The organism is Microbacterium sp. STRO-1N (assembly GCF_057748015.1).
Map to the genome: position 1 here is coordinate 2,803,897 of NZ_CM173234.1, position 20,973 is coordinate 2,824,869.

The 20,973-nt window shown below is 66.5% G+C and carries 31 protein-coding genes; 25 read left to right on the plus strand and 6 right to left on the minus strand.

All coding sequences use genetic code 11. From position 1 onward, the window contains the following. Nucleotides 1-56: 56 nt before the first annotated feature. A complete protein-coding gene (locus AC3ANJ_RS13725) occupies nucleotides 57-584 on the minus strand; it encodes a hypothetical protein (protein ID WP_488316784.1) in 528 nt (175 codons plus the stop codon). A gap of 121 nt (nucleotides 585-705) precedes the next feature. On the opposite strand from AC3ANJ_RS13725, the gene AC3ANJ_RS13730 reads away from it, so the two are divergent. After that, nucleotides 706-1,962, plus strand: a complete 1,257-nt coding sequence (locus tag AC3ANJ_RS13730) for a phage minor capsid protein (RefSeq protein ID WP_488316785.1) — start codon at nucleotides 706-708, stop codon at nucleotides 1,960-1,962. Between the two features lie 104 nt (nucleotides 1,963-2,066). Here the strand turns inward: AC3ANJ_RS13730 and AC3ANJ_RS13735 are convergent, their stop codons facing one another. Next, nucleotides 2,067-2,471, minus strand: a complete 405-nt coding sequence (locus tag AC3ANJ_RS13735) for a hypothetical protein (RefSeq protein ID WP_488316786.1) — start codon at nucleotides 2,469-2,471, stop codon at nucleotides 2,067-2,069. Between the two features lie 114 nt (nucleotides 2,472-2,585). Here AC3ANJ_RS13735 and AC3ANJ_RS13740 point away from each other — a divergent pair, with 114 nt between their 5' ends. From AC3ANJ_RS13740 to AC3ANJ_RS13750, 3 genes are read left to right on the plus strand one after another with little or no spacing between them, the layout of a single operon-like run. Then, nucleotides 2,586-3,266: a hypothetical protein gene (locus AC3ANJ_RS13740; protein WP_488316787.1), complete on the plus strand. Its 681-nt coding sequence runs from the start codon at nucleotides 2,586-2,588 to the stop codon at nucleotides 3,264-3,266. A 15-nt stretch (nucleotides 3,267-3,281) separates the two neighbouring features. Beyond that, on the plus strand, nucleotides 3,282-4,286 hold the full coding sequence (locus AC3ANJ_RS13745) for a major capsid protein (protein WP_488316788.1): 1,005 nt from the start codon (nucleotides 3,282-3,284) through the stop codon (nucleotides 4,284-4,286). 2 nt (nucleotides 4,287-4,288) lie between these two features. Beyond that, the gene (locus tag AC3ANJ_RS13750) at nucleotides 4,289-4,627 is read left to right on the plus strand and encodes a hypothetical protein (protein ID WP_488316789.1); all 339 of its coding nucleotides are present in this window, start codon (nucleotides 4,289-4,291) and stop codon (nucleotides 4,625-4,627) included. Between the two features lie 55 nt (nucleotides 4,628-4,682). Here AC3ANJ_RS13750 and AC3ANJ_RS13755 read toward each other — a convergent pair whose 3' ends face one another. After that, a complete protein-coding gene (locus AC3ANJ_RS13755; RefSeq protein WP_488316790.1) occupies nucleotides 4,683-4,862 on the minus strand; it encodes a hypothetical protein in 180 nt (59 codons plus the stop codon). A gap of 30 nt (nucleotides 4,863-4,892) precedes the next feature. Between AC3ANJ_RS13755 and AC3ANJ_RS13760 the strand changes: the two genes are divergently transcribed. From AC3ANJ_RS13760 to AC3ANJ_RS13810, 11 genes are all read left to right on the plus strand, one after another. Beyond that, entirely contained in the window at nucleotides 4,893-5,069 is a 177-nt protein-coding gene (locus AC3ANJ_RS13760) for a hypothetical protein (protein ID WP_488316791.1), read from the plus strand. Then, a complete protein-coding gene (locus AC3ANJ_RS13765; RefSeq protein ID WP_488316792.1) occupies nucleotides 5,069-5,497 on the plus strand; it encodes a head-tail connector protein in 429 nt (142 codons plus the stop codon). Before AC3ANJ_RS13760 ends, AC3ANJ_RS13765 begins: the two co-directional genes overlap by 1 nt. A gap of 9 nt (nucleotides 5,498-5,506) precedes the next feature. Beyond that, entirely contained in the window at nucleotides 5,507-5,851 is a 345-nt protein-coding gene (locus tag AC3ANJ_RS13770; RefSeq protein WP_488316793.1) for a hypothetical protein, read from the plus strand. 7 nt (nucleotides 5,852-5,858) lie between these two features. Continuing rightward, the gene (locus AC3ANJ_RS13775; protein WP_488316794.1) at nucleotides 5,859-6,224 is read left to right on the plus strand and encodes a hypothetical protein; all 366 of its coding nucleotides are present in this window, start codon (nucleotides 5,859-5,861) and stop codon (nucleotides 6,222-6,224) included. Nucleotides 6,225-6,367: 143 nt separating this feature from the next. After that, nucleotides 6,368-6,778: a hypothetical protein gene (locus tag AC3ANJ_RS13780; protein WP_488316795.1), complete on the plus strand. Its 411-nt coding sequence runs from the start codon at nucleotides 6,368-6,370 to the stop codon at nucleotides 6,776-6,778. A 71-nt stretch (nucleotides 6,779-6,849) separates the two neighbouring features. Then, the gene (locus AC3ANJ_RS13785; protein ID WP_488316796.1) at nucleotides 6,850-7,602 is read left to right on the plus strand and encodes an IPT/TIG domain-containing protein; all 753 of its coding nucleotides are present in this window, start codon (nucleotides 6,850-6,852) and stop codon (nucleotides 7,600-7,602) included. 23 nt (nucleotides 7,603-7,625) lie between these two features. Continuing rightward, nucleotides 7,626-8,081, plus strand: a complete 456-nt coding sequence (locus tag AC3ANJ_RS13790; RefSeq protein ID WP_488316797.1) for a hypothetical protein — start codon at nucleotides 7,626-7,628, stop codon at nucleotides 8,079-8,081. Between the two features lie 291 nt (nucleotides 8,082-8,372). Beyond that, complete coding sequence (locus AC3ANJ_RS13795) at nucleotides 8,373-11,282, plus strand: phage tail tape measure protein (RefSeq protein WP_488316798.1); 2,910 nt, start codon at nucleotides 8,373-8,375, stop codon at nucleotides 11,280-11,282. Beyond that, nucleotides 11,282-12,043, plus strand: coding sequence for a hypothetical protein (locus AC3ANJ_RS13800; RefSeq protein ID WP_488316799.1), 762 nt, complete (start codon nucleotides 11,282-11,284; stop codon nucleotides 12,041-12,043). Before AC3ANJ_RS13795 ends, AC3ANJ_RS13800 begins: the two co-directional genes overlap by 1 nt. A gap of 12 nt (nucleotides 12,044-12,055) precedes the next feature. Next, nucleotides 12,056-13,138, plus strand: a complete 1,083-nt coding sequence (locus AC3ANJ_RS13805; RefSeq protein WP_488316800.1) for a hypothetical protein — start codon at nucleotides 12,056-12,058, stop codon at nucleotides 13,136-13,138. Beyond that, complete coding sequence (locus tag AC3ANJ_RS13810; protein ID WP_488316801.1) at nucleotides 13,131-13,838, plus strand: hypothetical protein; 708 nt, start codon at nucleotides 13,131-13,133, stop codon at nucleotides 13,836-13,838. The genes AC3ANJ_RS13805 and AC3ANJ_RS13810 overlap by 8 nt, the downstream gene beginning before the upstream one ends. Here the strand turns inward: AC3ANJ_RS13810 and AC3ANJ_RS13815 are convergent. Together AC3ANJ_RS13815 and AC3ANJ_RS13820 are read right to left on the minus strand one after the other, a co-directional pair. Then, entirely contained in the window at nucleotides 13,835-14,242 is a 408-nt protein-coding gene (locus AC3ANJ_RS13815; protein ID WP_488316802.1) for a DUF732 domain-containing protein, read from the minus strand. The genes AC3ANJ_RS13810 and AC3ANJ_RS13815 overlap by 4 nt on opposite strands. After that, nucleotides 14,239-14,382 carry a hypothetical protein gene (locus AC3ANJ_RS13820; protein ID WP_488316803.1) on the minus strand — a complete coding sequence of 48 codons (144 nt, stop codon included), beginning with the start codon at nucleotides 14,380-14,382 and terminating at the stop codon, nucleotides 14,239-14,241. The genes AC3ANJ_RS13815 and AC3ANJ_RS13820 overlap by 4 nt, the downstream gene beginning before the upstream one ends. Nucleotides 14,383-14,447: 65 nt before the next feature. Between AC3ANJ_RS13820 and AC3ANJ_RS13825 the strand changes: the two genes are divergently transcribed. Genes AC3ANJ_RS13825 through AC3ANJ_RS13840 form a run of 4 tightly spaced genes read left to right on the plus strand, consistent with a single transcriptional unit; the run spans nucleotide 14,448 to nucleotide 16,934 of the window. Further along, nucleotides 14,448-14,903 carry a hypothetical protein gene (locus AC3ANJ_RS13825; protein WP_488316804.1) on the plus strand — a complete coding sequence of 152 codons (456 nt, stop codon included), beginning with the start codon at nucleotides 14,448-14,450 and terminating at the stop codon, nucleotides 14,901-14,903. Next, nucleotides 14,903-15,262: a hypothetical protein gene (locus AC3ANJ_RS13830; RefSeq protein ID WP_488316805.1), complete on the plus strand. Its 360-nt coding sequence runs from the start codon at nucleotides 14,903-14,905 to the stop codon at nucleotides 15,260-15,262. The genes AC3ANJ_RS13825 and AC3ANJ_RS13830 overlap by 1 nt, the downstream gene beginning before the upstream one ends. A 12-nt stretch (nucleotides 15,263-15,274) precedes the next feature. Continuing rightward, the gene (locus tag AC3ANJ_RS13835; protein ID WP_488316806.1) at nucleotides 15,275-15,745 is read left to right on the plus strand and encodes a hypothetical protein; all 471 of its coding nucleotides are present in this window, start codon (nucleotides 15,275-15,277) and stop codon (nucleotides 15,743-15,745) included. 1 nt (nucleotide 15,746) lies between these two features. Beyond that, on the plus strand, nucleotides 15,747-16,934 hold the full coding sequence (locus AC3ANJ_RS13840; protein WP_488316807.1) for an SGNH/GDSL hydrolase family protein: 1,188 nt from the start codon (nucleotides 15,747-15,749) through the stop codon (nucleotides 16,932-16,934). A 37-nt stretch (nucleotides 16,935-16,971) separates the two neighbouring features. Here AC3ANJ_RS13840 and AC3ANJ_RS13845 read toward each other — a convergent pair whose 3' ends face one another. Continuing rightward, nucleotides 16,972-17,805 (minus strand): hypothetical protein, encoded by an 834-nt coding sequence (locus AC3ANJ_RS13845; protein WP_488316808.1) that lies wholly within the window; start codon nucleotides 17,803-17,805, stop codon nucleotides 16,972-16,974. Nucleotides 17,806-17,870: 65 nt separating this feature from the next. Between AC3ANJ_RS13845 and AC3ANJ_RS13850 the strand changes: the two genes are divergently transcribed. From AC3ANJ_RS13850 to AC3ANJ_RS13875, 6 genes are read left to right on the plus strand one after another with little or no spacing between them, the layout of a single operon-like run. Next, nucleotides 17,871-18,110, plus strand: a complete 240-nt coding sequence (locus AC3ANJ_RS13850) for a hypothetical protein (RefSeq protein WP_488316809.1) — start codon at nucleotides 17,871-17,873, stop codon at nucleotides 18,108-18,110. A gap of 3 nt (nucleotides 18,111-18,113) precedes the next feature. Beyond that, nucleotides 18,114-19,070, plus strand: coding sequence for a M15 family metallopeptidase (locus AC3ANJ_RS13855; RefSeq protein WP_488316810.1), 957 nt, complete (start codon nucleotides 18,114-18,116; stop codon nucleotides 19,068-19,070). Nucleotides 19,071-19,105: 35 nt separating this feature from the next. Next, on the plus strand, nucleotides 19,106-19,429 hold the full coding sequence (locus tag AC3ANJ_RS13860) for a hypothetical protein (RefSeq protein ID WP_488316811.1): 324 nt from the start codon (nucleotides 19,106-19,108) through the stop codon (nucleotides 19,427-19,429). Beyond that, on the plus strand, nucleotides 19,429-19,653 hold the full coding sequence (locus AC3ANJ_RS13865; RefSeq protein WP_488316812.1) for a DUF7620 family protein: 225 nt from the start codon (nucleotides 19,429-19,431) through the stop codon (nucleotides 19,651-19,653). Before AC3ANJ_RS13860 ends, AC3ANJ_RS13865 begins: the two co-directional genes overlap by 1 nt. Then, complete coding sequence (locus AC3ANJ_RS13870) at nucleotides 19,646-19,993, plus strand: putative phage holin (protein ID WP_488316813.1); 348 nt, start codon at nucleotides 19,646-19,648, stop codon at nucleotides 19,991-19,993. Before AC3ANJ_RS13865 ends, AC3ANJ_RS13870 begins: the two co-directional genes overlap by 8 nt. Continuing rightward, on the plus strand, nucleotides 19,990-20,409 hold the full coding sequence (locus tag AC3ANJ_RS13875; RefSeq protein ID WP_488316814.1) for a hypothetical protein: 420 nt from the start codon (nucleotides 19,990-19,992) through the stop codon (nucleotides 20,407-20,409). Before AC3ANJ_RS13870 ends, AC3ANJ_RS13875 begins: the two co-directional genes overlap by 4 nt. The last annotated feature ends 564 nt before the right edge of the window (nucleotides 20,410-20,973 follow it).

Consider the following 20,973-nt stretch of genomic DNA (forward strand, 5'->3'; position numbering starts at 1 on the left):
CCGGCTTGAGCGATGAGACGGCGTATGCGCACGGCGCACCGCCGTCTCATGCACCACTAGGAGTTCAGATCCTTTTGCAGTTCAACGAGGAGATCAAGCACGGGAGCCTCGGTGACTCCATTGCTCTCGCTCGCATATGCCACGAACACCACTAGCTGCTTGTCAGGCACACGGTACTCTGCGGCGATTTGGACGTCACCTGGCCAGGCGAGCGCGGAAGCGCCCTCGCGGTCGATTGCGATGTTGGATTGCACTTCGATCACTGCCAGTGCTTTCCGCCCAATGGCCTGCACGCCAATCACGGGTTCATCATCATCGATACCCGTGGCATGGCCGAGGATCACGGCCTGCGTAGTGAGGACTGTGAAGAACGCTTCACGCTTGCCCTCCTCTCGAAGCTGCATCTGAGTCCAGAGGATGTCGTCGCCCGCGGTTGTGATGGTCAGCGTCGTGAGCAGGCTTGCGTACCAGCGCGCCTGGGACTCGGTATCGTGCTTGCTGACTAGCGCGGGCACATGCTGGCCTCTGCGGAACGCCCAGTCGAGATCAGCTGCTGTCCTCTTGTGCTTATCAGTGGGCCCCATAGCGCCCCCCTTTCAGTAGATGCCCTCAAGGTAGCGGCTCTCGGCTTCCCGGCGCGATGCCGGGGTCGTCTTACTGACTGTGCTCTTGACGACCTGCAAGTCGATCTAACCGGGGGTCATCATGGCGGTCTTCAAGCTGGACCCGGAGCGTGAGTCGGTTGAGGAGCTCGTCGAGGATCTGTCCCGCTACATCTCCTCCCGCTACCGTGACGCCGAGGACGCCCTGATCCGTGAGGTTGCAGAGCGGGCCGTGCGGGACATGGAACTTGCCCGCCAACTCCCCGAGGCTCCTGCAGGGGGTGGGCTGTCGGTCGCTGACCGGCGTCGACAGAACCGGATCCTCGCGGAGCTCAACGGGCACCGCGCCCGGGCGATGCGGGATCTGCAGGCTGCCGCTGTGCGGATCGTGTCCGACCTTCGCCCGCGGGAGATGGCCGAGTATGTGATCGGTCTCGCTGCCCGTGAGGGTGAAGCTGCCGCCGCCGCATGGCTCGGGTTCGCTGAACGGCAGGGCGCGACGGTCGTCCCGCTCACGTTCCTCGGCTCCCCTGTCGCGATCTCCGCCACGGGCATCACCGCCACGTCTTCGCAGGCTGTCGCCATGGTCGCCCTGTCGCTGGAATCCCGGCTCGAGGTGCTGAACCAGCGCCTCACCCGGTACCCGCGGGACGCCTACCAGCGGATCGTGTCTCTGCATTCGCCGAACACGCTCCTCGGGGTGACGACGTCGCGGCTACAGCAGGCGCACGCCGTGCAACGGTTCCTCGCTGAGGGGATCACCGGGTTCGTCGATCAGGGTGGCCGGAACTGGACCATCGGCGCCTATGCGGAGATGGCCGGGCGGACCAGCATCAACCGGGCCTTCAACGACGCCGGCGTGTGGCGGATGCAACAGTCCGGCCTGAGCCTCGTCACCGTCGTCCGCGGCCTGGACTCATGCCGGAAGTGCGCGGATTGGGCAGGGAAGATCCTGTCCACCGACGGCACACCTGCTGGCCCTCGCACGCCACAGCACGGCACCGACGATCGCACTGTGACCGTCGACGTCGCGGCCACGGTCGAGGAGGCACGCGCTGCTGGGTGGAACCACCCGAACTGCCGGTGCCGCCTCGTGCCCTACCTGCCCGGGCTGACGGTGCCGCAGGAAGACACCACGTACGACGAGGCCGCCGAGAAGGAACGCGCCCGGCAGAGGTACCTGGAACGCGAGATCCGGTCAGCGAAGCGCCGTGAGGCGTCCGCGATGAACGACACCGATCGCGCCCGCGCCGCCGCCGACGTGCGCTCTGCACAGGTCGACATGCGCGACTTCATCGGCGAGACCGGCCGGAAGCGCCAGAGCTACCGCGAGCAGCTGCACTTCTCCGACGGCCGATAGATCACAGACCATCCTGGCAGGGGTCAACGCGCACGCTCATTGCGCGAAGGCTGCTCACGACGCGCTTTACCTTTCCGGTGCGAGGTAGACCTGCCCCGCCAGGATCAGCCAAGTACGCGACGCCACCAAGGCCGCAGCGCAATCGCACGACGTGCCTCGTACAGCTCGTGCAGCACAGAGAGACGGTTGTCGGACCGGAACGCGAGGGCGATCATCCGCCATGTCCCCGTCAGGACAAGAACGCTTGCGAGTCCGAGGATCACCATGTTGAGCCACAGAACTTCACTGCCAATCGCGATCAGAGCGGCCAGGAACCCGACTCCTAGCGCTTGAAACGAAATCGATATGGCCGTCTCAGTGCCTTCCCGCTGTAGCTCTGCTTCGAGCGCAGATATCAGGAGCTCCACCTCTTGTGACGTCGGGGTGTCGGACGTAGCGAGGTAATTCCTCGCGGCGTCTACGAAATCCTTCGCGGCGGGCACATCTGGCAACGGCGAATAGGCAATCACCCGATCACCTTCCCACAAGCTCCGTGCCGTCGTTGGCCCTGCACTGCGACGGCACGGTCTGACTTTCCCCGTACGCAGGGTGCGGGGTTCCCCATGAGCAGGAGGCTCACCATCATGAAGACCACTCAGAAGCGCCACTTCGCCGCGATCGGTCGCGACGGACTCGCCCAGATCGGACCGTCGCACTACCAGCTGCGCGGCATCCGCTTCATCGAGGGTGAAGGCGGCGCCGCACCGGCCGTTCCGGCGGAACCTGCCGCGCCCGCTGCCGCGCCCGCTGCCACACCGCCCGCTCCCGCCCCCCAGCCGACTCCGCCCGCGCCGACTCCCCCGGTGACGCCCCCGGCCCCGCAGGCGCCCGCACAGCCGCCCGTCAACTTCCGGGGCGACCCGGACGAGTACGTGCGCGAACTCCGCGAGGAAGCGAAGAACCACCGCCTCGCCGCCGAGAAGGCCGCGAACGACTTCGCCGCCGCACAGGCCGAACGCGACGCCAACGCCAAGCAGCTGGACGCACTTGCGCGTCAGAACAAGGTGCTCCTCGTCGCCCCGACTCTCGGCGCGAACCCGGCGGCGCTGCTCAACGCCATCGACTTCACAACAGCTTTCGCCACCGTCGACCTCTCCGATGAGGAGAAAGTCAAGGCGGCGATCACCGACGCGATCGAGAAGAACTCGACGTTCAAGGCCGGCCCGGTTCTCCCCTCCATGAGTGGCGGCGGACACCAGGGCGGCACCACATCGAACACCCCAGTCACTCTCGAGGGTGCCGTGAAGACGGCACTCTCTTCCTGATCCGAGGAGGATCCCATGCCCATCTCTCTCGATGAGGGCAAGCTCAACGCCCAGACCGACCTCGACGTCGCTGTCATCGACGAGTTCCGCAAGACCGGTGTCATCCCGGACTCGCTGATCTTCGACGACGCGGTCAACCCCGCCGGCGGCGGTGCGACGCTCACGTACGGCTACCGTCGTCTGATCACTCAGGCCACGGCGGACACTCGTGAGATCAACTCCGAGTACACCGATCAGAACGTCACGACCCAGCACTACACGACTGAGCTCGCCGTCCTCGGTGGCTCGTTCGCGATCGACCGGGTCGTCGCGAAGGTCGGCCCCGCCGCATCCGGTGGCGTCGCCCTGAACATCGCCCAGAAGGTGAAGTCGACGAACGCGAAGTTCGCTGACCTCGTCATCAACGGCGACACCGCGACCGACGCGGCCGGCTTCGACGGTCTCGACAAGGCCCTGACCGGCTCCTCGACCGAGATGAACGCCGGGAAGGTCACCAACTGGACCGACTTCGACACGAACCCTCGTGCCGAGCACGTCGCCCTCGACCTGATCGACGAGTTCCTGTCGCTGCTCGACGGTACCCCCACGGTGATCGTCGGCAACGCCCGCGCGCTCGCTCGTGTCCGTGCTGCCGCTCGCCGCGCCGGCATGTACACGAAGAACCCGATCGACGGCCTCATGGGCGCGGACGGTCGCCCGATCGAGCGTGAGACGTACGGGAACATCCTGTTCGCTGACGCTGGCGCGAAGTCCGGGTCGAACGACCCGATCATCCCGATCGAGAACCGCACCGTCGCCACCGTCGCCGAGACCGGCCTCACCGACCTGTACGCATACCGTGTCGCCCTCGACGGCTTCCACGGTGTGTCGACGGTCGGCGGGCAGATCGCTCAGACGTGGCTGCCGGACTTCTCGACGGCGGGCGCTGTGAAGCGCGGCGAGGTCGAGTTCGGTCCCGTGTCCGTTGCGCTCAAGGCGACCAAGGCCGCCGCGGTGCTCCGCAACATCAAGGTGGCGTGACCATGGCGAACATCACCACCCCCGTGAAGGGGTTCACCGGGTCCGTCGTCGGCGTCACGTTCGTGGACGGGAAGGGCGAGACCGACAACGAGTCGGCGATCGCCTACTTCCACCGTCACGGATACGGCGTCGAGTCGACCGAGAAGGCCGTCGAGATCCCCGAGGGGGCACCGACGACCGACTGGACCGGCGCACAGCTGAAGGCGTACGCCGAGAAGCACGAGGTCGACCTGGGCGCGGCGAAGACCAAGCCCGAGTTCGTCAAGGCGATCGAGGACGCGGCGGCCGCGAAGGCTGCAGCGGACGGCGCCAAGACCGGCGACGAGAACCCGCCGGCATAACTGAATAGATCCCGGCGTGACGTGGCACTGTCCGTCACGCCGGGATCCCAGGCTCCTACCGTTCGACCGCCCACACCTCGTAGGTCTGGCCCGCGACACCGCCGATGTCGTCGCCCTTGACCGTCAGGGCCGTCTGGAACGAATCGTCCGGCATCTGTACGCGCAGGATCAACTCCCCATCGTCGTACTCCGGACCGACCGTCAACCACACCATGTCTTCACTCTGCTCGCTCATGAGCAGAGGCTACCCGTCCAGGAGGCCCCCGTGATCCGCATCAAACACCCGCGCCCGCAGCTGGGCCGACAGTCCGCTCTGGGCGTCGATTTCGTCGACGGCGTCGCGACCGTCGAGACGCTGCACCCGGAGCGTGAGCTCGCGCTGAAGCAGCACGGCTTCACGGTCGAGCGGGTGTCGGCTCCACGTCGGACGAAGCGCCGCTGATGACCATGCGCGTCTACGCCACCCCTGGCGATTACGACGAGGTCGCCGAGGAACCGTGGGACAGCGCGGACACGGCGACGCTCGAGAAGCGCCTCCGGTCGGCATCGATCGAGGTCGAGAAGCTGACCCGGCGTGCGTTGTACGAGACCGACGACGACGGGTTCCCCACGGATCCCGACATCTCGGACGCGTTCACCGAAGCGACATGCGCGATCGCCGAGTACTGGTCGCCGTCTGGCACGGATGACCCGATGGGCGTCGACCTCATCGCCGGCGCCGTGAAGATCGGGTCCGTCTCCCTCGGCACGACCTCGTCATCTTCGGATGGCATGAGCGCGCAGGACAAGCTGCAACGCCGCATCGGATCCAAGGCGATCGACATCCTCACGAACGCCGGTCTCATCCAGGCCGCCGTCGCCCACACGTAGGAGGCTGTCGTGACTCGACTGCGCAAGAAGCATCTCCCGCATCGGGTCGCGATCCAGCCGCTCGACGGTGAAGGCGCTGAGGGCGATATCTGGGGTACGACCCGCACGGATCGGCCGGCGTACGTCGAGCAGAAGACGCGCCTCGTGGTCGACCGCCGCTCGAGCTCCCCCACATCTGGGCAGGAGGTCACCTCGACGACGTTCGTCGTGCTGCTCCTCGACGATGACGCACAGCCCCGCTCACGCGTCACTGTCTGGGGCGGAACCTCGCGGGCCCGCACGTCCGAGGTGATCGATTCGGCGTACTTCGAGTACAAGGGCACGCCTTCGCACGTCGAGCTCTACCTGGAATGAGGCCGCCATGGGTGTTCGTGCTGTCGTCACGATGACGAGCAACTTCGGCACCGTGACGGACGAGATCATGCAGCGCCTCGTCGATGGCGAGAACGAGGCCGCCGAGAGGGGCATGGCGCTCTCTGTCGAGCGGTCCCCCTGGGATCTGGGCACGCTCGCGGGCGCGCACAGCGTCGAACGTGCCACGGATCCCGAGGAAGGCGCCGCGATCGTCGTCGACACGCCCTACGCGGCACGTCTGCACGAGCACCCCGAATACGACTTCTCGACCGACTCGAACCCGAACGCGCAGGGCAAGTGGGTGGAGGACACGATGCTCGAGAACAAGGGCGAGCTTGGCGACATCATCCGCAAGAAGGTGCGTGGTGGCTGACGGCGGCATGCTCCCCGAGAGCGCGCCAATCTGGGCCGAGCCGGATCCGATCGAGACCTACATCCCACTGCCCGACGAGCAGTCCGAGGCATACCGCGAACGGACCCGGGAGATCTGGGCCGACTGTCTGGGGCGGTGGAAGCATGGCTGACTCCCCCGAGAAGCTGCTGAACCGAGCGCTCGCGCAACTGCTCCACGACAACGGCTTGGCCGTCTACGCGCCCACGGGCGTCACCCACGAGCGCGGCATCCGGCTCGACGGCATCATGCCGACCACGCTCAAGGAGTTCACGCTCCTCACGCCGCTCCGCCCGATCCCCGACGGTCGCGCCGACATCGTCTATCGCACGCAGATCTACACGGCGCGCGTTGGCTCCCCGCTCACGATCCGCGACTGGGCCGCCGAGCTCCGGGCCGTCCTCGATCAGAAGGCGTATACCCCGAACGTCCTCGGCATCTCGTGGGCGTGGGAGTTCTCCGGCCTCGACTTCGACCGAGACACCCAGGACCGCGTCGCCACGGCCGCGACGTACCACTTCCGCGGCCGCCGCTGACCCCACCAGACCGCCCCTCTCCGCGAGGGGTCGCCCTCCGGGGCATCCCCACCAGAACAAGGAGATAGACCATGGCAGACACCACGCTTTACGACACCACCACGCCCTCCGAGGGCTCCCTCGCGCTCGCGCACGAGCAGCTGATCCGCCTGAATCTGGGCGGCACGTTCATCAACATCACGGGCGACATCAACAACCTCGCCCTGAATCCGACGAAGATCCCCGTGTCGCGTGAGGTGTACGGCACCAAGGGTCGCCCGTCGGAGCAGATTCTCGGATACTCCTACGCGCCGACGTTCGACGTCGAGGTCGTCCGCGACCCGGCGACGAAGCAGATCGTCGCATCGCAGGCGTGGTTCAAGGATCTCGTGAAGGCTGCGTTCGCGACGGGTGCGGAGAACCTGCGCCGCTTCCAGATCTTCACCGACGCGATGGACGAGGACATGCCGGTCCTCGAAGGCACGTTCTCTGTCGCGTGGACCGGTGGGAACAACGGCTTCGCCGACAAGCGGGTCGTCACGTTCACCCTCACGTCGGACGGTGTCGTGCCGCAGATCCCGTCGCCGCTCGCCGGTGACGGTGCGCCGATCCTCGAATCCGCATCGCCCGCCGGCCAGACCGTCGGCGACCAGGTCGTCATCCGCGGCTACAAGCTCTCCACGACCACGGGCGTCACCATCGACGCCGCCACGGTCACGGAGTTCATCGCCGTCGACGACTACACCCTGGTCGCCGTCATCCCGGCAACCGTCGCGGGCTCCGCCCCGATCATCGTCACCAACGCCGTCGGCGCCTCCACGCCACTGGCCTACACCGCGGCGTAAGCCACGAGAGAGCAGGGACTCACGTGAGCATCACAGCTGAGAAGGTCGGTCGCGACCTTCACATCACTATGGCGGGGGTGGACGGCGCATTCGTCATCCACCCCCTCCCCGGTCGCGCCGGCGTCCAGATCACGGACACGTTCCTCGCGTCCTCCGGCGGCACGGCATCGGCCGAGGCTCTGGAAGCCGCGCTGATCATGGCCGTCGACGGCGCCCGCCACAACGCCATCACTGGCCGGTGGGAGCCGCTCCCCGACGCCGAGCAGACGAACTTCAACCGCATCGGCATGGAGCTCTCCCAGGGCGAGTCTGAGGGCATCCTCATGCCCGCATTCTTCTGGCAGACCGTGCTCGGCCTCGACGGCGTGAAGGCGTACATCGAGGGCGGTGAGGGCCTCGCCGGCACCCTAAAAGCATCGGGGGCGCTGTCTCGACGGCTGGGCCCCTTGGTCCGCAGGACATCGCCCGCTTCGGCATAGGCAAGCCGGACGCGAACGGCGTCTACCCCGAGTACGTCTACCCGAAGGGGTGGAAGGAAGCACGCGCGAAAGCGCTGCCGAAGGCCTCCCCCGGGATGGGCCTGACCGCCCGCGAGCTCTGGCAACTCGCCTGGCCGGAACTCTTCGGCCAGGTCGAACTCGACCTCGCGCACACCGGCCTCATCCCCGATCTCGATCGGGCACTCGACACCCGCACATGGCATTTCGTTCGCTCCGCAGTGGAGCGACTCATCCCCGACAGCCATACCTGGCTTGGGAAGGCGGTTGACGATGAGCTTCGACGCCGGCGCACTTCTCTTCAAGATCCAGACGGTTGGGGCACAGGTCTTTCGACGGGACCAGGCTGACGCCGAGCAGGCAATCGAGAAGACCGGCAAGGCGGCGAAGACCGCCTCCGAGCAGGTCGAGGAGCTCGGCAAGTCCACCGACGAGACGTCCAAGAAATCGAAGCAGTCGAAGGCCCCGCTCACCGAACAGAGCACCGCGACGGAAACCCTCGCGCAGAAGACCGCCCGACTCAAGAAGGAGCAGGCTGAGCAGGCCCGCGCCGCCCGTGAGCAGGCGGAAGCCGCGAACTATCTGTCGACCCGTCTGCTGGCCGTCGGCGCCGCGGCTGCCGCTGTCGTCACCCTGTCGGTGGCGAAGTATGCCGAGTTCGACCAGGGCATGTCGAACGTGCGCGCCGCGACCATGGCGACCGCTGAGGAGCAGAAGGCGCTCGGCGATGCCGCCCTCGAGGCTGGCGCCGACACGTCGTACAGCGCCACCGAAGCCGCCGCGGCTGAGGAGGAGCTCGCGAAGGCCGGTCAGAACGTCGCGGATATCGTCGGCGGCTCCCTGAACGCATCCCTCGCTCTCGCCGCCGCCGGTCAGCTGCAGGTCGCCCGCTCCGCGGAGATCATGGCGACCGCGATGACGCAGTTCACGATCCCAGCCGAGGAAGCTGCGCACGTCTCTGACGTGCTCGCCGCCGGTGCCGGGAAGGCTCAGGGCTCCGTCGATGACCTGGCCCTCGCACTCACGTACGTGGGCCCGCTGGCGAATCAGGCCGGATGGTCGATCGATGAGACCAGCGGATCCCTCGCCTACTTCGCCTCCCAGGGCATCCTCGGTGAGAAGGCCGGAACGTCGCTCCGTGGCGTCCTCGCCGCGCTGCAGGCGCCGTCGACGGTCGCCGCGAAGACGATGGAGCAGTACGGCCTCTCGATCTACGACGCGAACGGCAACATGCTGTCCGCCGCGGAGATCGCCGGCCAACTGCAGACCTCATTCGGGCACCTCTCCCAGGAGGAGCGGAACGCGGCCATGGGCCGCATCTTCGGGAACGAATCGCTCGTCGCCGCGAACCTGCTGTACGCGGGCGGTTCGGAGAAGATCACCGAGTGGACGGACGCCGTCAGCGACTCCGGGTATGCGGCACGGCAGGCCGCCATGCGTCAGGACAACCTCGCAGGCGACATCGAGAAGCTAGGCGGCGCGTTCGACACGGCCCTGATCAAGACAGGGTCGGCTGCGAACGACGTCCTCCGCTCGATGGTGCAGTCGGTCACGTTCCTCGTGGACATGTTCGGCGAGGCACCGGAGCCGGTACAGCAGACGGCCCTCGTTATGGGTGTCGCGGCTGCCGCGATGCTGCTATTCGCCGGTGGCGCTGTGAAGGGCCGTGCCGCGTTCATCGAGCTCAAGGCACAGCTGGACGTCACGAATGCCTCGCTCAAGTCCACAGCACTGCTCGGTGGCTCTGTCGGCCTCGCCCTGACAGGCGTCATCACCATCGTCGGGCTGCTCATGGCCCAGCAGACGGCCGCGGCACAGAAGGCCGACGCGTACGCTGACGCGATCGACCAGGGCGCGGATGCCGTACGTGGGCTGGCCGAAGCCAACCTCCAAGCGGAGAAGACCCTCGCGTTCCTGAACTTCGGGTCGGCGTACGACAACGCCGACAAGCTGGGCATCAGCCTCAACACCGTCACGGATGCCGTCTCCGGCAATGCCGAGGCGATGGACGAACTGAACGGGATCCTCGACGTCGCCTTGGGAGGCGGAGAAGCAGCTACGAAGATGGCCGAGGATCTCGGCATCAGCTACCTCGACTTGTCGCAGAGCGCCGGAACCCTTCGGGATCAGATCGCCGAGGAAACGACCGCGCAAGAGCGGGCAAACGTCATCCGCGACCAGGCCGCACGGTCAGGCGAGACCCTCACCGCGACGACGGAGAACGCGACCGAGGCTTACATCGCCGAGGCGGAGTCCGTCGAGGATCTGAACTCGCAGATGCAGCAGCTGATCGACCGGATCAACGAAGCGAACGGCATCGGCCAGGATGCGATCTCCGCGAACGCCGCCTGGCAGGAAGCCCTCGCGGGCCTCGGCGCGCAGGTCGAAGAGACCGGCACGTCCCTGAACCGGGCTGAGGTCGCAGGTTCGGCGAACGCGGCCGCTCTCGCCGATGTCGCCGCCGCCGCACAGGATGCGGCCAAGGCACAGTTCGAGCAGGACCAGACGATGATGTCCGCCGACGAGGCGACTCAGAAGTACATCGACACTCCGGCCGCTCAACGACAGGCGTTCATCGACTCCGCAGTCGAAGCCGGGTACAACCGGGACGAGGTCACGCTCCTCGCTGACGAGATCTTCCGGCTCCCCTCGGAGAAGGAGATCGCGATCATCGCGGACACGGCCGCTGCCCAGCAGAATGTCGACTCGTTCGTCACGAACACCAACGGCCGCCGGGTCACGATCTACGTCGACGCGGCCACCGGGCAGCAGTCCTGGGACGTCGGCAACCGGACGGTTACGGCGGAGGCTGACGGCGGTGTCGTGAAGTTCTTCGCAGGCGGCGGTGTCGAACACCACGTCGCGCAGATCGCACGAGGCGGAGACGTCCGCGTGTGGGCTGAGCCGGAGACCGAGGGCGAGTCGTACATCCCGCACGCGCTGTCGAAGCGTGGACGGTCCGAGCAGATCATGCACGAGACCGCCGGGATCCTCGGCGGGACGTACATCTCTGCTGGCGCTCGCGGCTTCGCCGACGGCGCGACGGTGGCCGCTCCGGCTGCCGCCGGTGGCGTCAACGTCGTCGAGGTCCGGGAGAAGGGCCGCATCAGCCTGCTGGACTTCATCGAGGTCACAGCGAAGGCACCGACAGACGAGCTCGGATTCGAAGTTGGAGGGCTCTGATGGTGGTACAGGCAGGCGCGATCGTCTCCTTCGGAAGTGGTCTCCGCATCTATGGGGACTACTTCCGGGGTGACGGTTTCCACTTCGAGGACTTCAACTGGAACGACCTGCCGGATATCAAGGCTGACGACGTGTCGCGGCCGAACGCCGACGGCGACTACCAGCCCTTGAGCTTCCTCGAGTCGAAGGATCTGGTCATGCCAGGGTTCGTCGTCGCAAAGTCGCACAGCATCCTCGTCAAGCAGATGAATCAGGTCCGTAGGCTGCGCCGGCGGACCTTCCGCGTCACGGTCGAGGAGCCAGGGCTCACGACGTGGGCGGATGCCGAGCTTCGCGAGGTCCAGTTCGTGCCGCACGGGTTCGCCCCCGAGGCACGGTTCCGGTTCGGGCTCCACATGCCAGATCCGCGCAAGTTCGGCCCGTCCGAGAAGGTGTTCGCCTCCGGTGAGACCGTCTACCACCGAGGCAACTACGACTCGATCCCCGACGCGAAAGTCACCGGCAGCATGCCGTCCGGCTACCGCATCAACGGGCCCGACGGGAAGCACTACGACGTCGCCCAAGCGCTCACCTCGGGCGTCACTCACCGGATCGACTTCGGCACCGGCTACCTGTACCGCAACGGTGTCCTGCAGTCGGCGTCGGCGGTCACCCGCGCCGAGACGTGGACGATCCCACCCGGACCCGGCGTTTCCATGGCGCTCGTCCCGACCTCGGGCAGCGGCGCTCTCGCCGTGAAGGCACCGTACACAGACGCGTAGAAGGGAGCCCGCATGTGGGAGGTGTGGATTCACAACACCCGCTCGGGCTCCCCTGAGCGTCAGATTCCAGTCAGCGCTGCGAGATGGAACCGGCGTCTCGGCTCGCTCGGGTCGGCGTCGCACTCGTTCGCAACGCGCGGGTCCGGGCTCGAGAAGTCGCTGATCAACGAGCTCACCCGCGGCAACAAGTACACGATCGTGCAGCGTTGGGGAAAGCACGTCGCCTACGCCGGCGTCATCCGCGACGACGGGGCGCCGGAGAACTCCCCGGTTCTCCCGCTCCGGTCGAAGGAACTCCGCTCGGCTCTGTTCGGCGCACGTCTCCCCCACGGAGTGAACGAGTACGTGAAGAGCGGCGTCGTGCTGTCGGTGGCCAACCGGTCCTGGGCGGCAGCGCTCCGGGCCGTACTGAACAAGGGTACGAAGGGCGGCGCGGTCCCCGGATGGGAACTCCCCATCGACCTGCCGGCCGACGGCTCGGGCGGGTTCAACGCCGAGTGGCTGTTCGAAGAGGGCCTGTTCGTTGAGAACATGATCGGCCAGATCGAGGACGACGGCGCCGAGACCGACCTGGCGCCGTACCTGACCAGCACCGACTACCTCCGATACGAGGCGCGCGCCGCCCAGACGATCGTCACCGGATCGCCGTTCCTTCTCCCCGCCCGCGCGCCGGGGTCGATCGTCACACTGCTTGAGCCTCACCACGACGTCGACGTGCAGCGTACCGGCATCCTCGCGTTCGGCAACGGCTCCGGTGAAGACCGACTCTGGGCGTTCTCCCCACAGACCGGCGACGGCATCCGCGACATGCCCGTCCAGGACGTACAGGTCACGTTCCCCGACATCATCGACCAGGTCCGACTGCAGGCCGCTGCCGACGCCGAGTTCCGTCGCAGGAACTACCCGATCGAACAGTGGGGCATCCAACTCCACATCGGCGGGTATGGCCCGTCGATCGCCGACATCGGGCGGGTCCTCGACGTGCACGTGTTCGGCAGCGAGCGGCTCGCCGACGGCGTCCACCCTCTCCGCTCTATCGGCCTCTCCGGCGACCTGAGCATGAGCGTCACCCCGGAGGTGCAGAAGCATGGTTGACGACATCACGCGCAAGCTCGGGGACGCCCTCAAGAAGATGCAGCGCCAGATCACCCGGTTGCAGTCCCCGCGATGGCTTGAGAATGCATCGGTTCGCTCTGGTCGCCTCCGGTTCATCGGGGGCGTCCTGCGACTCGACTCCGGCGCGCTCCTCGACCTCATCGGGCAGTGGCGGCTGCGAGGCCCCGGTGCGATCACCGGTGACGTGTTCTCCGAGGGGAAATGGACTCAGGTCGGCCCGTGGGATTTCACCGGTGACGGCGACCTCGCAGGCAACGTCCTCCTCAGCGGAAACTTCGACCTCCTCGGCAAGTTCACCGCCGGGAGCATCCGCATCGAGGGCGGCAAGATCTACGTCGGCGCCGGCGGCTCGCAGATCGTGATCGATGGCGCTACCGGGAAGATCCTCGCCGGCGGCATGGAGGTTGATCCGTCCGGCGGTGGGCAGGTGTCGTTCCCGGGTGGCGCGGTCGTGAAGGCTGGCCCCGGCGGCGGCGTCTCGATGATCCAGGGAAACTACGCGGCCGTCGTCACATCGTCGGGCGCATCGATTGGGAAGACCGGCCTCTCGGTGTCAGCCACCGACGCGAACGGCATCTCGTTCGCCGGGGTGCCCAGCGGATCGCCGGGCCCGCAGTATGCACAAGGCGTCTACTACGAAAACGGTCTCGGCCAACTTCGACGGGCGTCTGGCCTCTAGCTCATGTCCATGTCGGGGCACAGGTGCTTCGCGGCGCCGCCCGCGATCAGTCCGGAAGCGACGTAGCCGATTTCAGTCGGTTGCTCGCCTTCCACGACACGCACTTCCTTGAGCTCCGTGCCACTTCGCATCTGCTCGCATGCGTCCTGGCCGGCGGCGATGAGTTGCTCATCGGTTGCGTCCGGAATGCTGCTGCCACCGTTCGCTTCGAGCGCCGCCCGCACGGCAGTGAGGTACGCCTCGTCGGTGCCTGCCTCGGCATCGGGGATCGTGGGCTCGGCGGTGAGCGGCGCGGCGCTCTCGCTGGCCTGCTCCGGCTCGCTGGACGCGCTCTCCGGGGTCCCGGCGCACCCGGTGAGGGTGAGCAGCAGGAGCGCGGCTACAGCGACGATGCGGGTCTTCATGATTCGTCCTCTTTGAGTGCGCGAAGGATCGCACGACGGATGTAAGTAGCGGCGGGCATCCCGTTGTCGGCAGCGACCTGGCTGACCCGTTCCCAGGTCTCGTCGTCCAACCGTACTGCCCGGACCGGTGTCTTTGCCATGTCGAGAGTGTATGCCGTTCCGCAATACATTTCAACGCCCCTTGTGGCAGAAGTTTGGAGGGCCCATGGCTCAGGTGACCGTCACATACAACGCGTGGGACGCGAACCTCGCAGTGATCCCCGCGAACCTGCAACCAGAGATCTGGTTCCGCCCGGTCGCGACATCGCTCGCCCGCGGCCTGCTCACAGACCGCGAGGTGAAGGGCACCCTGAACCCGACCACCGGCGCGGGATCGGTGAGTCTCGAATCGCAGCCGGGCCTGATGTACGTCCCTGACCTCCGATGGCTTGTCGACGAGTACCAGGCCAACGAAACAGAACCGAACCGCGCTCGCGGACATGCCGAGTGGGAGCCATTCTTCCCCGGCGAGGGTGGCGACATCTCCGGGCTGGGACCGGGCGTCGGGTTGCGGGGCATCCTGTTCGGCTTCGGTCCACCCCCTAAGACGCTCAACAACGTCGTGTACCTCGACATCACCGGCCCGGCGATCAAGATCTACGGCCCGAAGGGAGTTGTCTGATGGCTCTCATCTACTGGGGCGAGGTCGACGCGGCATCCGACATCACGATGGCGTTCACGGTCAACACGATCGGGACGCTGACACGGCAGGCGATCATCGACCTGATCACGCCGATTGCGGCCGACATTATCGCGAACGATCCGACGATCATCGCCGCCGCGAACGCCGCCGTCGAAGACGCGCTGACATCGAAGCTTGCGCTGGGGAAGTGCGTGTATCTCGAAGCGGGCGACTGGGTTTGGGACGGCCCGAACGGCCCCCTCGCAACGCACTACATGTTCCCCGACCACACGGGTGAGTGGGTTGTTCGTCCCACCCCGTTCCCCGTACCGCTGGCCACGCCGGCATTTAACTGGTGAGGAGACCAGACCATGGCTACACCTGAAAACACCCTCTGGGACAAGGGAGCACTGCAGTTCGTGACGAACTCGCAGCGCCGACTGGCGATGATCGTGGCCGGCGTGACAACCGAGCTCGGCAACACGGGGCTGCGGGAGCTCGTCCCGGGCGATGCTGTCGAGTCGGGTCGCGTGTTCTACCAGCGCATCGGCAATGAGAGCGAGGTGCAGCTCGAGGCGGTGAAGTTCGACGGGACGGGGAGCATCGGCTCGACGACGGGCCGTGGCGCGCCTCGGGTCACGAAATTCATGACCATCCGCTCAACAACCGGCGCGGAGATTGCTCGTATCGGTGTGGCGCCCACGTCGGGCACGATCAGCCTGCTCAACGGGGTCGCGGGGACGACGTACTCCGGCGTACTGAAGTTCCAGACCGACGCTCCATGGTGGGACGACGGCCTGCCGCTGCCGGGCGTCGCGTACGGCCAGCCGCTGGTGGTTTGACATGGTGTCCGCTACTTACACGCTGAACGGCACCCTCGACGGCCCGTCGGAGGCGTCGGCGAAGGTGCTCGACGTGCGCTACGTGACCCACGGTCAGATCGGCGGCGGTGGCGGGGAGCTGCTCCCGCCCTGGGCGGGAGACACGGCCCGTCCGCACGTGTGGTCGGCCCCGGTGTACAACGCCGGATCGCCGTGCTTGTCGCTGATCCGTGGGATTGTCGCCGCCGCCCTGTACATCGTGGCCGAGTCCCGGCATGTTGTGTTCGCCGGTGACAGCACGGTCGAGAGCCTCGGCGCTGGCACGTTCGCCGGGTACTCGCTGCCCGGGCAGGTACGGCGCATGCTCGGCGCTGTCGAGGGGTTCATCACCGCTCAGGCCACCGGTCAGAACAACTGGGACGACCGGTGGACCACGACCGGATTCGAGCGAACCACGAACATGCGCGTGGGTGTGGTCGAGAACGGCGCCGGGAGCAGCACTGCCGCGTTCGCGTCCGACTTCAACCACACCGGGGGCTCGTTCTGGGTGTCGTCGGTCGGCGGCGGGTCGATCACGATCAGCGTGGACGGCGGGGCGGCACAGACGTTCCCGATCCCCGCGGGCGGTGCACTGACGCCGATCACTCCCACCGTGACCGGGAACACGCAGCACACCTACGTGCTGTCCTCGCCGCTGCCGGACCTGCACCTGCTCGGCCTCGCCCCGGCCTACCAGGGCGCTCCGCTGAAGGTCACCAACCTCGGTGTGTCCGGCTCGTCCGCGTCGGGCTGGCTGCCGGGCGCGTACACGGCTGTGCCTGGCACGGGCCTGTGGGAGTCGTTTCAGGCGATCGCCGGTGACGCGGATGCGGTGTTCGTCGGGCTGGGTACCAACGTTCCCGGAGATGACGGCCCCACCAACGCCGCCCGGATGGCATCGCTGTACGCGCTGCTTGTCGGTCTCGTCATCCCGGTCGTCGCGCTCGCGCCGGGCGGGATCGAGCAGACGCCGGCCCGGCTGGACTCGTACAAGGCGATCTGGGACGCCGCCGACGCACACAACCTGCCGGTTGTCGACTTCGCCAGCGTGATCGGCGACTGGCAGGAAGCGCACGACCGCGGCCTCATGGATGACAACACCCACCCGAACGCCATCGGGTACGTCTACCAGGCGGCGGCACTGTTCGCGATGCTCGCACCAGCGTCCTGAGCGGGTCGGAGAGGTGGGGGCTCTCCGACCTTTGGGGTCACTTGCCTTGGCGGAAAAGGCCGGAACGTCGAGGTGATGGTGCGGGCTCATCCCCTTTGAGGAGGAATCCAAGACTGGTCAGGTGATCAAGATCCGCCGGATCGAGCACGGACGTGAAGGCAACATTGCGCCGCGCACCCGGCCATACGCGAGGCATCGGTCCGCTCATAACCCGAAGCATCCGATCGACATGTCTCCCGGCGTCGACAGCGCCACCGTCAGAAGCGAGGACCACGTGAACGAGAAGAAACCCGATGCCCCACGACACCAGGTTCAGCGTGCTCAGCTCGTCAAGATCAGTCTCAGCCGGGTCGACGTCCTTAGAGGCGAAGCGGGCATAGCTGTTGGAACCACCCTCGTACGTGAGGTGAGGGAGTACGGCCAATCGAATGACAGTGTGGGGTGGGGGAAGCCGGGTGTCGAAGAACTGGTGGAACAGCGTCTGATGGGCATGTCCAGATAGCGTGCGCTCACCAAGCGTTCGTAAGAGGGCGATTCGTGTCGCCCACCGCGAGATGTCCGCGATCCGACTAGACGGAACCTGTGACCGCGCACCGTTCGCAAGCTCGATCAGCAAATCCTCGACGTGAACGTCAATGTCGTTCATCCACCCGGCATTGCAAGGGCCACAGACTTCCCGGACCGTGATGTCGAAGATAGAAACGGGAATCTCCGTGCTGTCTTCCAATCCGATTCCGCCGGTGCGTACCCGTCCAAGTCCCTGCGATGCCGGAATGCGGCCCTTCAAGGAGCTGCGGAATAGGTGCTCTCTCGTGAGCTTCCGGACCTCCCCGCAGAACGCACAGGGACGCCGCGCACCATCCTGAACCATGGCCACACTCTAGGGCCATACTCAGCCCCGCCACAGTGCGGGGCTTTCGCATGGAAGGACCACGCATGTCCACTCCCGCAGCCGATCTGTCCCGCGAGGACTATCAGGCGATCCGGAGCATCCTGCAGGGCTACCGCGCCGATGGTGTGGAGCGTCCGCTACTCCCGTCCGACGTCGATATCGACGGCGACGGGACAGCGGACTGCTTCGGCCTCGACTCGTTCGGCGAGCTCGTGTACGTGACGAGCTCGCTCGAGGGGACGGTCTACGTCTCCGAGGGTGAAGACGTCGGATCGGAGGGCTGACCGATGGGAGGCTCACCGACCTACGTCCAGCGCGACGGGCAACTGCTCACGCCATGGATGCTCTACGTCATCATGCTGCTCGACGCGGACTTGTTCCGCCTGTTCGGCGTGCACGTCATCGTCACCTCGGCGATCCGCACCTACGCCCGCCAGGAGCAGATCTTCCGGGAACGGTACGTCACCGCCGGGAACATCCGCGGTCGTCGCGTCTACGACACCCGCGTGTGGCGCGGTGTCCGCTGGTACCGGATCTCCCCGGCCGGAACGGTCGCGGTCCCTGGCACCTCGAACCACGAGATCCAGGGCACGAAGGCCGCTGTCGACATCCGCGACACCGGCTCCGATGCAGGGATCACCAACCGAAATTCGGTGCGTGGCCGCTGGATTCGCGAGTGGTGCCGACGGTTCGGCCTGCTGATCGCTTCCGGGGATGGCTTCGGCGAGGGCTGGCACTTCGACGTCCCCAACATCTTCAAGACCCCGCCGTCCGGCGGATCGACCAGCGGCGTCACGCCGACGAAGCCGAAGGAGATCAAGGTGAAGACCTACCACTACCAGGACAAGGATGCTCGCGCCGCCGGTCGCACGGTCAAGCCGGGTGCCGGGTTCTATCTGCACGACAAGGCGGGACTGGCGACGAGCCAGGCGAAGAACGTCGTCGGCGGTATCGGCCCCTACTCGATCACGCCGCACGTCTACGCCACCGGCACCCCCGGCGACGTCCTCGAGCTCACGCTGATCTGGCAGGCCACGAAAGCGCGGCCGGTGAAGAACTCGCCGCACTACGTCGAGCGCCTCGTCGTCGACAAGGACGGGCAGATCCGCGCGTCGCGGGAGTTCAAGCGTGGCCTTGCCGCCGGGGATGCCGTGTACGTGCGGCTCGACGCGCCGAAGACGAACAAGGGCCCCGTCACGGTGACCCTGCTCGACTGCGACGCGTACCTGTTCAGCGTCGCGTGATGCGTGCATTGCTCGACGCGGCCGGGAGGTGAGCCATGGATGAGGTGCTGTCGTTCTTCGCGAACACCACCGTCCGAGACATCGGCGCGGTCGCGATCCTCGTGCTCGTCGTCATGATGATCCTCACCGGTCGGCTGATCCCGAAGACCACACACGACCGCGAGCTTGAGGCGGCCGAGAAGCGCACCGCCGACGCGGTCGCTCGTGGCGACGAGTGGAAGCAGACCGCGAAGGCCACGGAGGAAGTGAACGCCGTCGTGCGCGCGCAGAACAGCGAACTGATCGATGCGAACAAGGTCGTGAAGGCGTTCCTCCAAGCCTCCGGACCCACTGTCGCCGACAGAGCGGGAGGCGCCTGATGTGGCACCGCAAGCAGAAGCCGACACCGACCGAGCCAGTCTCGATCCCCGACGACATCCGGGAGGCGCAGACGATGCGCGCCCGCGCCAACCGTGATCAGCGTGAGCTCGAGTCGCAAGGGCCAGCGATCAACCGGCTGTCCGGGTACCTCCGCGCGCGGCGCGAGTTGAACCACTTCGGCGAGTCCATTCAGATCACGTACACGCGGAGGGGTCATGCCTGAGTTGCTCACCATCACCGACCGCCTCGCCGACATCGGCATCATCGTCGCGTTCATCGCGGCGGCGACGTTCGTGATCTCGTACGCCGTGTTCTTCAACTGGCGGCTGACGCAGGCGGGCCGCTCGCTGATGTACTTCGTGAGCGCGCTGCTCGCCGTCGCCCTCCTGTCGCTCCTCGGCCGATGGCTCGGCCCGGAGTACTGGGGACGCGAGATCCTCCGTCCTCTCACATGGTGGGCAGTCGCCGCCACCGCGATCCGTCTCACCTGGGTGCTGTGGACGTCGTCACACCACGGCCGCCCGCTCGATATCCAATCCCGTCCCCGGAAGGACAGAACATGATCACCTTCACCCTCGATCCGCTGCTGGTTATCCAGCTGCTCGTCAGCACGGTCCTGCCGCTGCTCGTCGGCCTCGTCACGAAGCAGGTCACGCGCCCCGGCGCCAAGGCGCTGCTGCTTGCTCTCCTCGCGCTCGTCACATCCCTGCTCACCGAGCTCGGCACGGCGATCGCCAACGGCATCCCATACGACCTCGGGCAGGGCCTGCTGCTCGCCATCCCGACATTCCTGATCGCCGTCGGCCTGCACTATGGGCTGTGGAAGCCGACTGGCGTATCCGATAAGGCTCAGGCCCTGTTCGACTCGAACACGGTCGTCGTGCAGGAAACCGTCGCGAAGGCCAATGCAAGCGACCCGGCCGTGATCAACGCCGCTCAGGCCGCAATGGACAATGCGCGACGGGAGCCAGGAGCATGACGTTTTGGTCAATGACGGTGGCAGCGATGCTCGGATGTCTCCCCGGGGTCGCGCTGGCGTATTGGATGGGGTTCCGCAGAGGGCGCCGCTAGGACAGCAACCGGCCCAGCCACTTCTTCAGTGAAGGGCGCTCTCTCCACTCGGGGACGAGGTCGTAGGACGCCTTGGTGGCATCGATCCATGTCGACGCGCTGTAGGAAGGCGATTCTGTCCAACTGATGGTCGCAGATGACCATTCTGCGCCATCCGTTAGGAGGTCGGTCTTGGCGCCGCGTTCAAGCCGGGTGCTCATGAGGTCTTGGTGTGGGCTTACGACGCGCTCGCCGTTGTGCCCCAGTGTCACCCGAATGTTGTAGGCAGTCTGACGTGCGGTTCTTTCCAACGACCAGTGCCCGGCCGGGTGCCTCGACAGACGAAAAGCAGGGCGTGGGCGCTTGCCGGCGCGAATTCGGGCTACTGCCCATGTAATGAGCGCGGCTGCCCCGACCGTAGCCAACCCGCTGAGCCATCCCGGCCAGAACTGATCCCAAAATCCCATGCCCGAACTCTACAGATCCCCCTCAC

Coding starts and splice junctions, on each gene's coding strand:
- AC3ANJ_RS13805 (WP_488316800.1), top strand. CDS start 12,056: ATGTGGGAGGTGTGGATTCACAACACCCGCTCGGGCTCCCCTGAGCGT.
- AC3ANJ_RS13740 (WP_488316787.1), top strand. CDS start 2,586: ATGAAGACCACTCAGAAGCGCCACTTCGCCGCGATCGGTCGCGACGGA.
- AC3ANJ_RS13835 (WP_488316806.1), top strand. CDS start 15,275: ATGGCTACACCTGAAAACACCCTCTGGGACAAGGGAGCACTGCAGTTC.
- AC3ANJ_RS13780 (WP_488316795.1), top strand. CDS start 6,368: ATGGCTGACTCCCCCGAGAAGCTGCTGAACCGAGCGCTCGCGCAACTG.
- AC3ANJ_RS13795 (WP_488316798.1), top strand. CDS start 8,373: ATGAGCTTCGACGCCGGCGCACTTCTCTTCAAGATCCAGACGGTTGGG.
- AC3ANJ_RS13730 (WP_488316785.1), top strand. CDS start 706: ATGGCGGTCTTCAAGCTGGACCCGGAGCGTGAGTCGGTTGAGGAGCTC.
- AC3ANJ_RS13860 (WP_488316811.1), top strand. CDS start 19,106: ATGGATGAGGTGCTGTCGTTCTTCGCGAACACCACCGTCCGAGACATC.
- AC3ANJ_RS13775 (WP_488316794.1), top strand. CDS start 5,859: ATGGGTGTTCGTGCTGTCGTCACGATGACGAGCAACTTCGGCACCGTG.
- AC3ANJ_RS13815 (WP_488316802.1), bottom strand. CDS start 14,242: ATGAAGACCCGCATCGTCGCTGTAGCCGCGCTCCTGCTGCTCACCCTC.
- AC3ANJ_RS13875 (WP_488316814.1), top strand. CDS start 19,990: ATGATCACCTTCACCCTCGATCCGCTGCTGGTTATCCAGCTGCTCGTC.
- AC3ANJ_RS13785 (WP_488316796.1), top strand. CDS start 6,850: ATGGCAGACACCACGCTTTACGACACCACCACGCCCTCCGAGGGCTCC.
- AC3ANJ_RS13855 (WP_488316810.1), top strand. CDS start 18,114: ATGGGAGGCTCACCGACCTACGTCCAGCGCGACGGGCAACTGCTCACG.
- AC3ANJ_RS13825 (WP_488316804.1), top strand. CDS start 14,448: ATGGCTCAGGTGACCGTCACATACAACGCGTGGGACGCGAACCTCGCA.
- AC3ANJ_RS13800 (WP_488316799.1), top strand. CDS start 11,282: ATGGTGGTACAGGCAGGCGCGATCGTCTCCTTCGGAAGTGGTCTCCGC.
- AC3ANJ_RS13830 (WP_488316805.1), top strand. CDS start 14,903: ATGGCTCTCATCTACTGGGGCGAGGTCGACGCGGCATCCGACATCACG.
- AC3ANJ_RS13820 (WP_488316803.1), bottom strand. CDS start 14,382: ATGGCAAAGACACCGGTCCGGGCAGTACGGTTGGACGACGAGACCTGG.
- AC3ANJ_RS13870 (WP_488316813.1), top strand. CDS start 19,646: ATGCCTGAGTTGCTCACCATCACCGACCGCCTCGCCGACATCGGCATC.
- AC3ANJ_RS13765 (WP_488316792.1), top strand. CDS start 5,069: ATGACCATGCGCGTCTACGCCACCCCTGGCGATTACGACGAGGTCGCC.
- AC3ANJ_RS13745 (WP_488316788.1), top strand. CDS start 3,282: ATGCCCATCTCTCTCGATGAGGGCAAGCTCAACGCCCAGACCGACCTC.
- AC3ANJ_RS13810 (WP_488316801.1), top strand. CDS start 13,131: ATGGTTGACGACATCACGCGCAAGCTCGGGGACGCCCTCAAGAAGATG.
- AC3ANJ_RS13725 (WP_488316784.1), bottom strand. CDS start 584: ATGGGGCCCACTGATAAGCACAAGAGGACAGCAGCTGATCTCGACTGG.
- AC3ANJ_RS13755 (WP_488316790.1), bottom strand. CDS start 4,862: ATGAGCGAGCAGAGTGAAGACATGGTGTGGTTGACGGTCGGTCCGGAG.
- AC3ANJ_RS13845 (WP_488316808.1), bottom strand. CDS start 17,805: ATGGTTCAGGATGGTGCGCGGCGTCCCTGTGCGTTCTGCGGGGAGGTC.
- AC3ANJ_RS13750 (WP_488316789.1), top strand. CDS start 4,289: ATGGCGAACATCACCACCCCCGTGAAGGGGTTCACCGGGTCCGTCGTC.
- AC3ANJ_RS13840 (WP_488316807.1), top strand. CDS start 15,747: ATGGTGTCCGCTACTTACACGCTGAACGGCACCCTCGACGGCCCGTCG.
- AC3ANJ_RS13865 (WP_488316812.1), top strand. CDS start 19,429: ATGTGGCACCGCAAGCAGAAGCCGACACCGACCGAGCCAGTCTCGATC.
- AC3ANJ_RS13850 (WP_488316809.1), top strand. CDS start 17,871: ATGTCCACTCCCGCAGCCGATCTGTCCCGCGAGGACTATCAGGCGATC.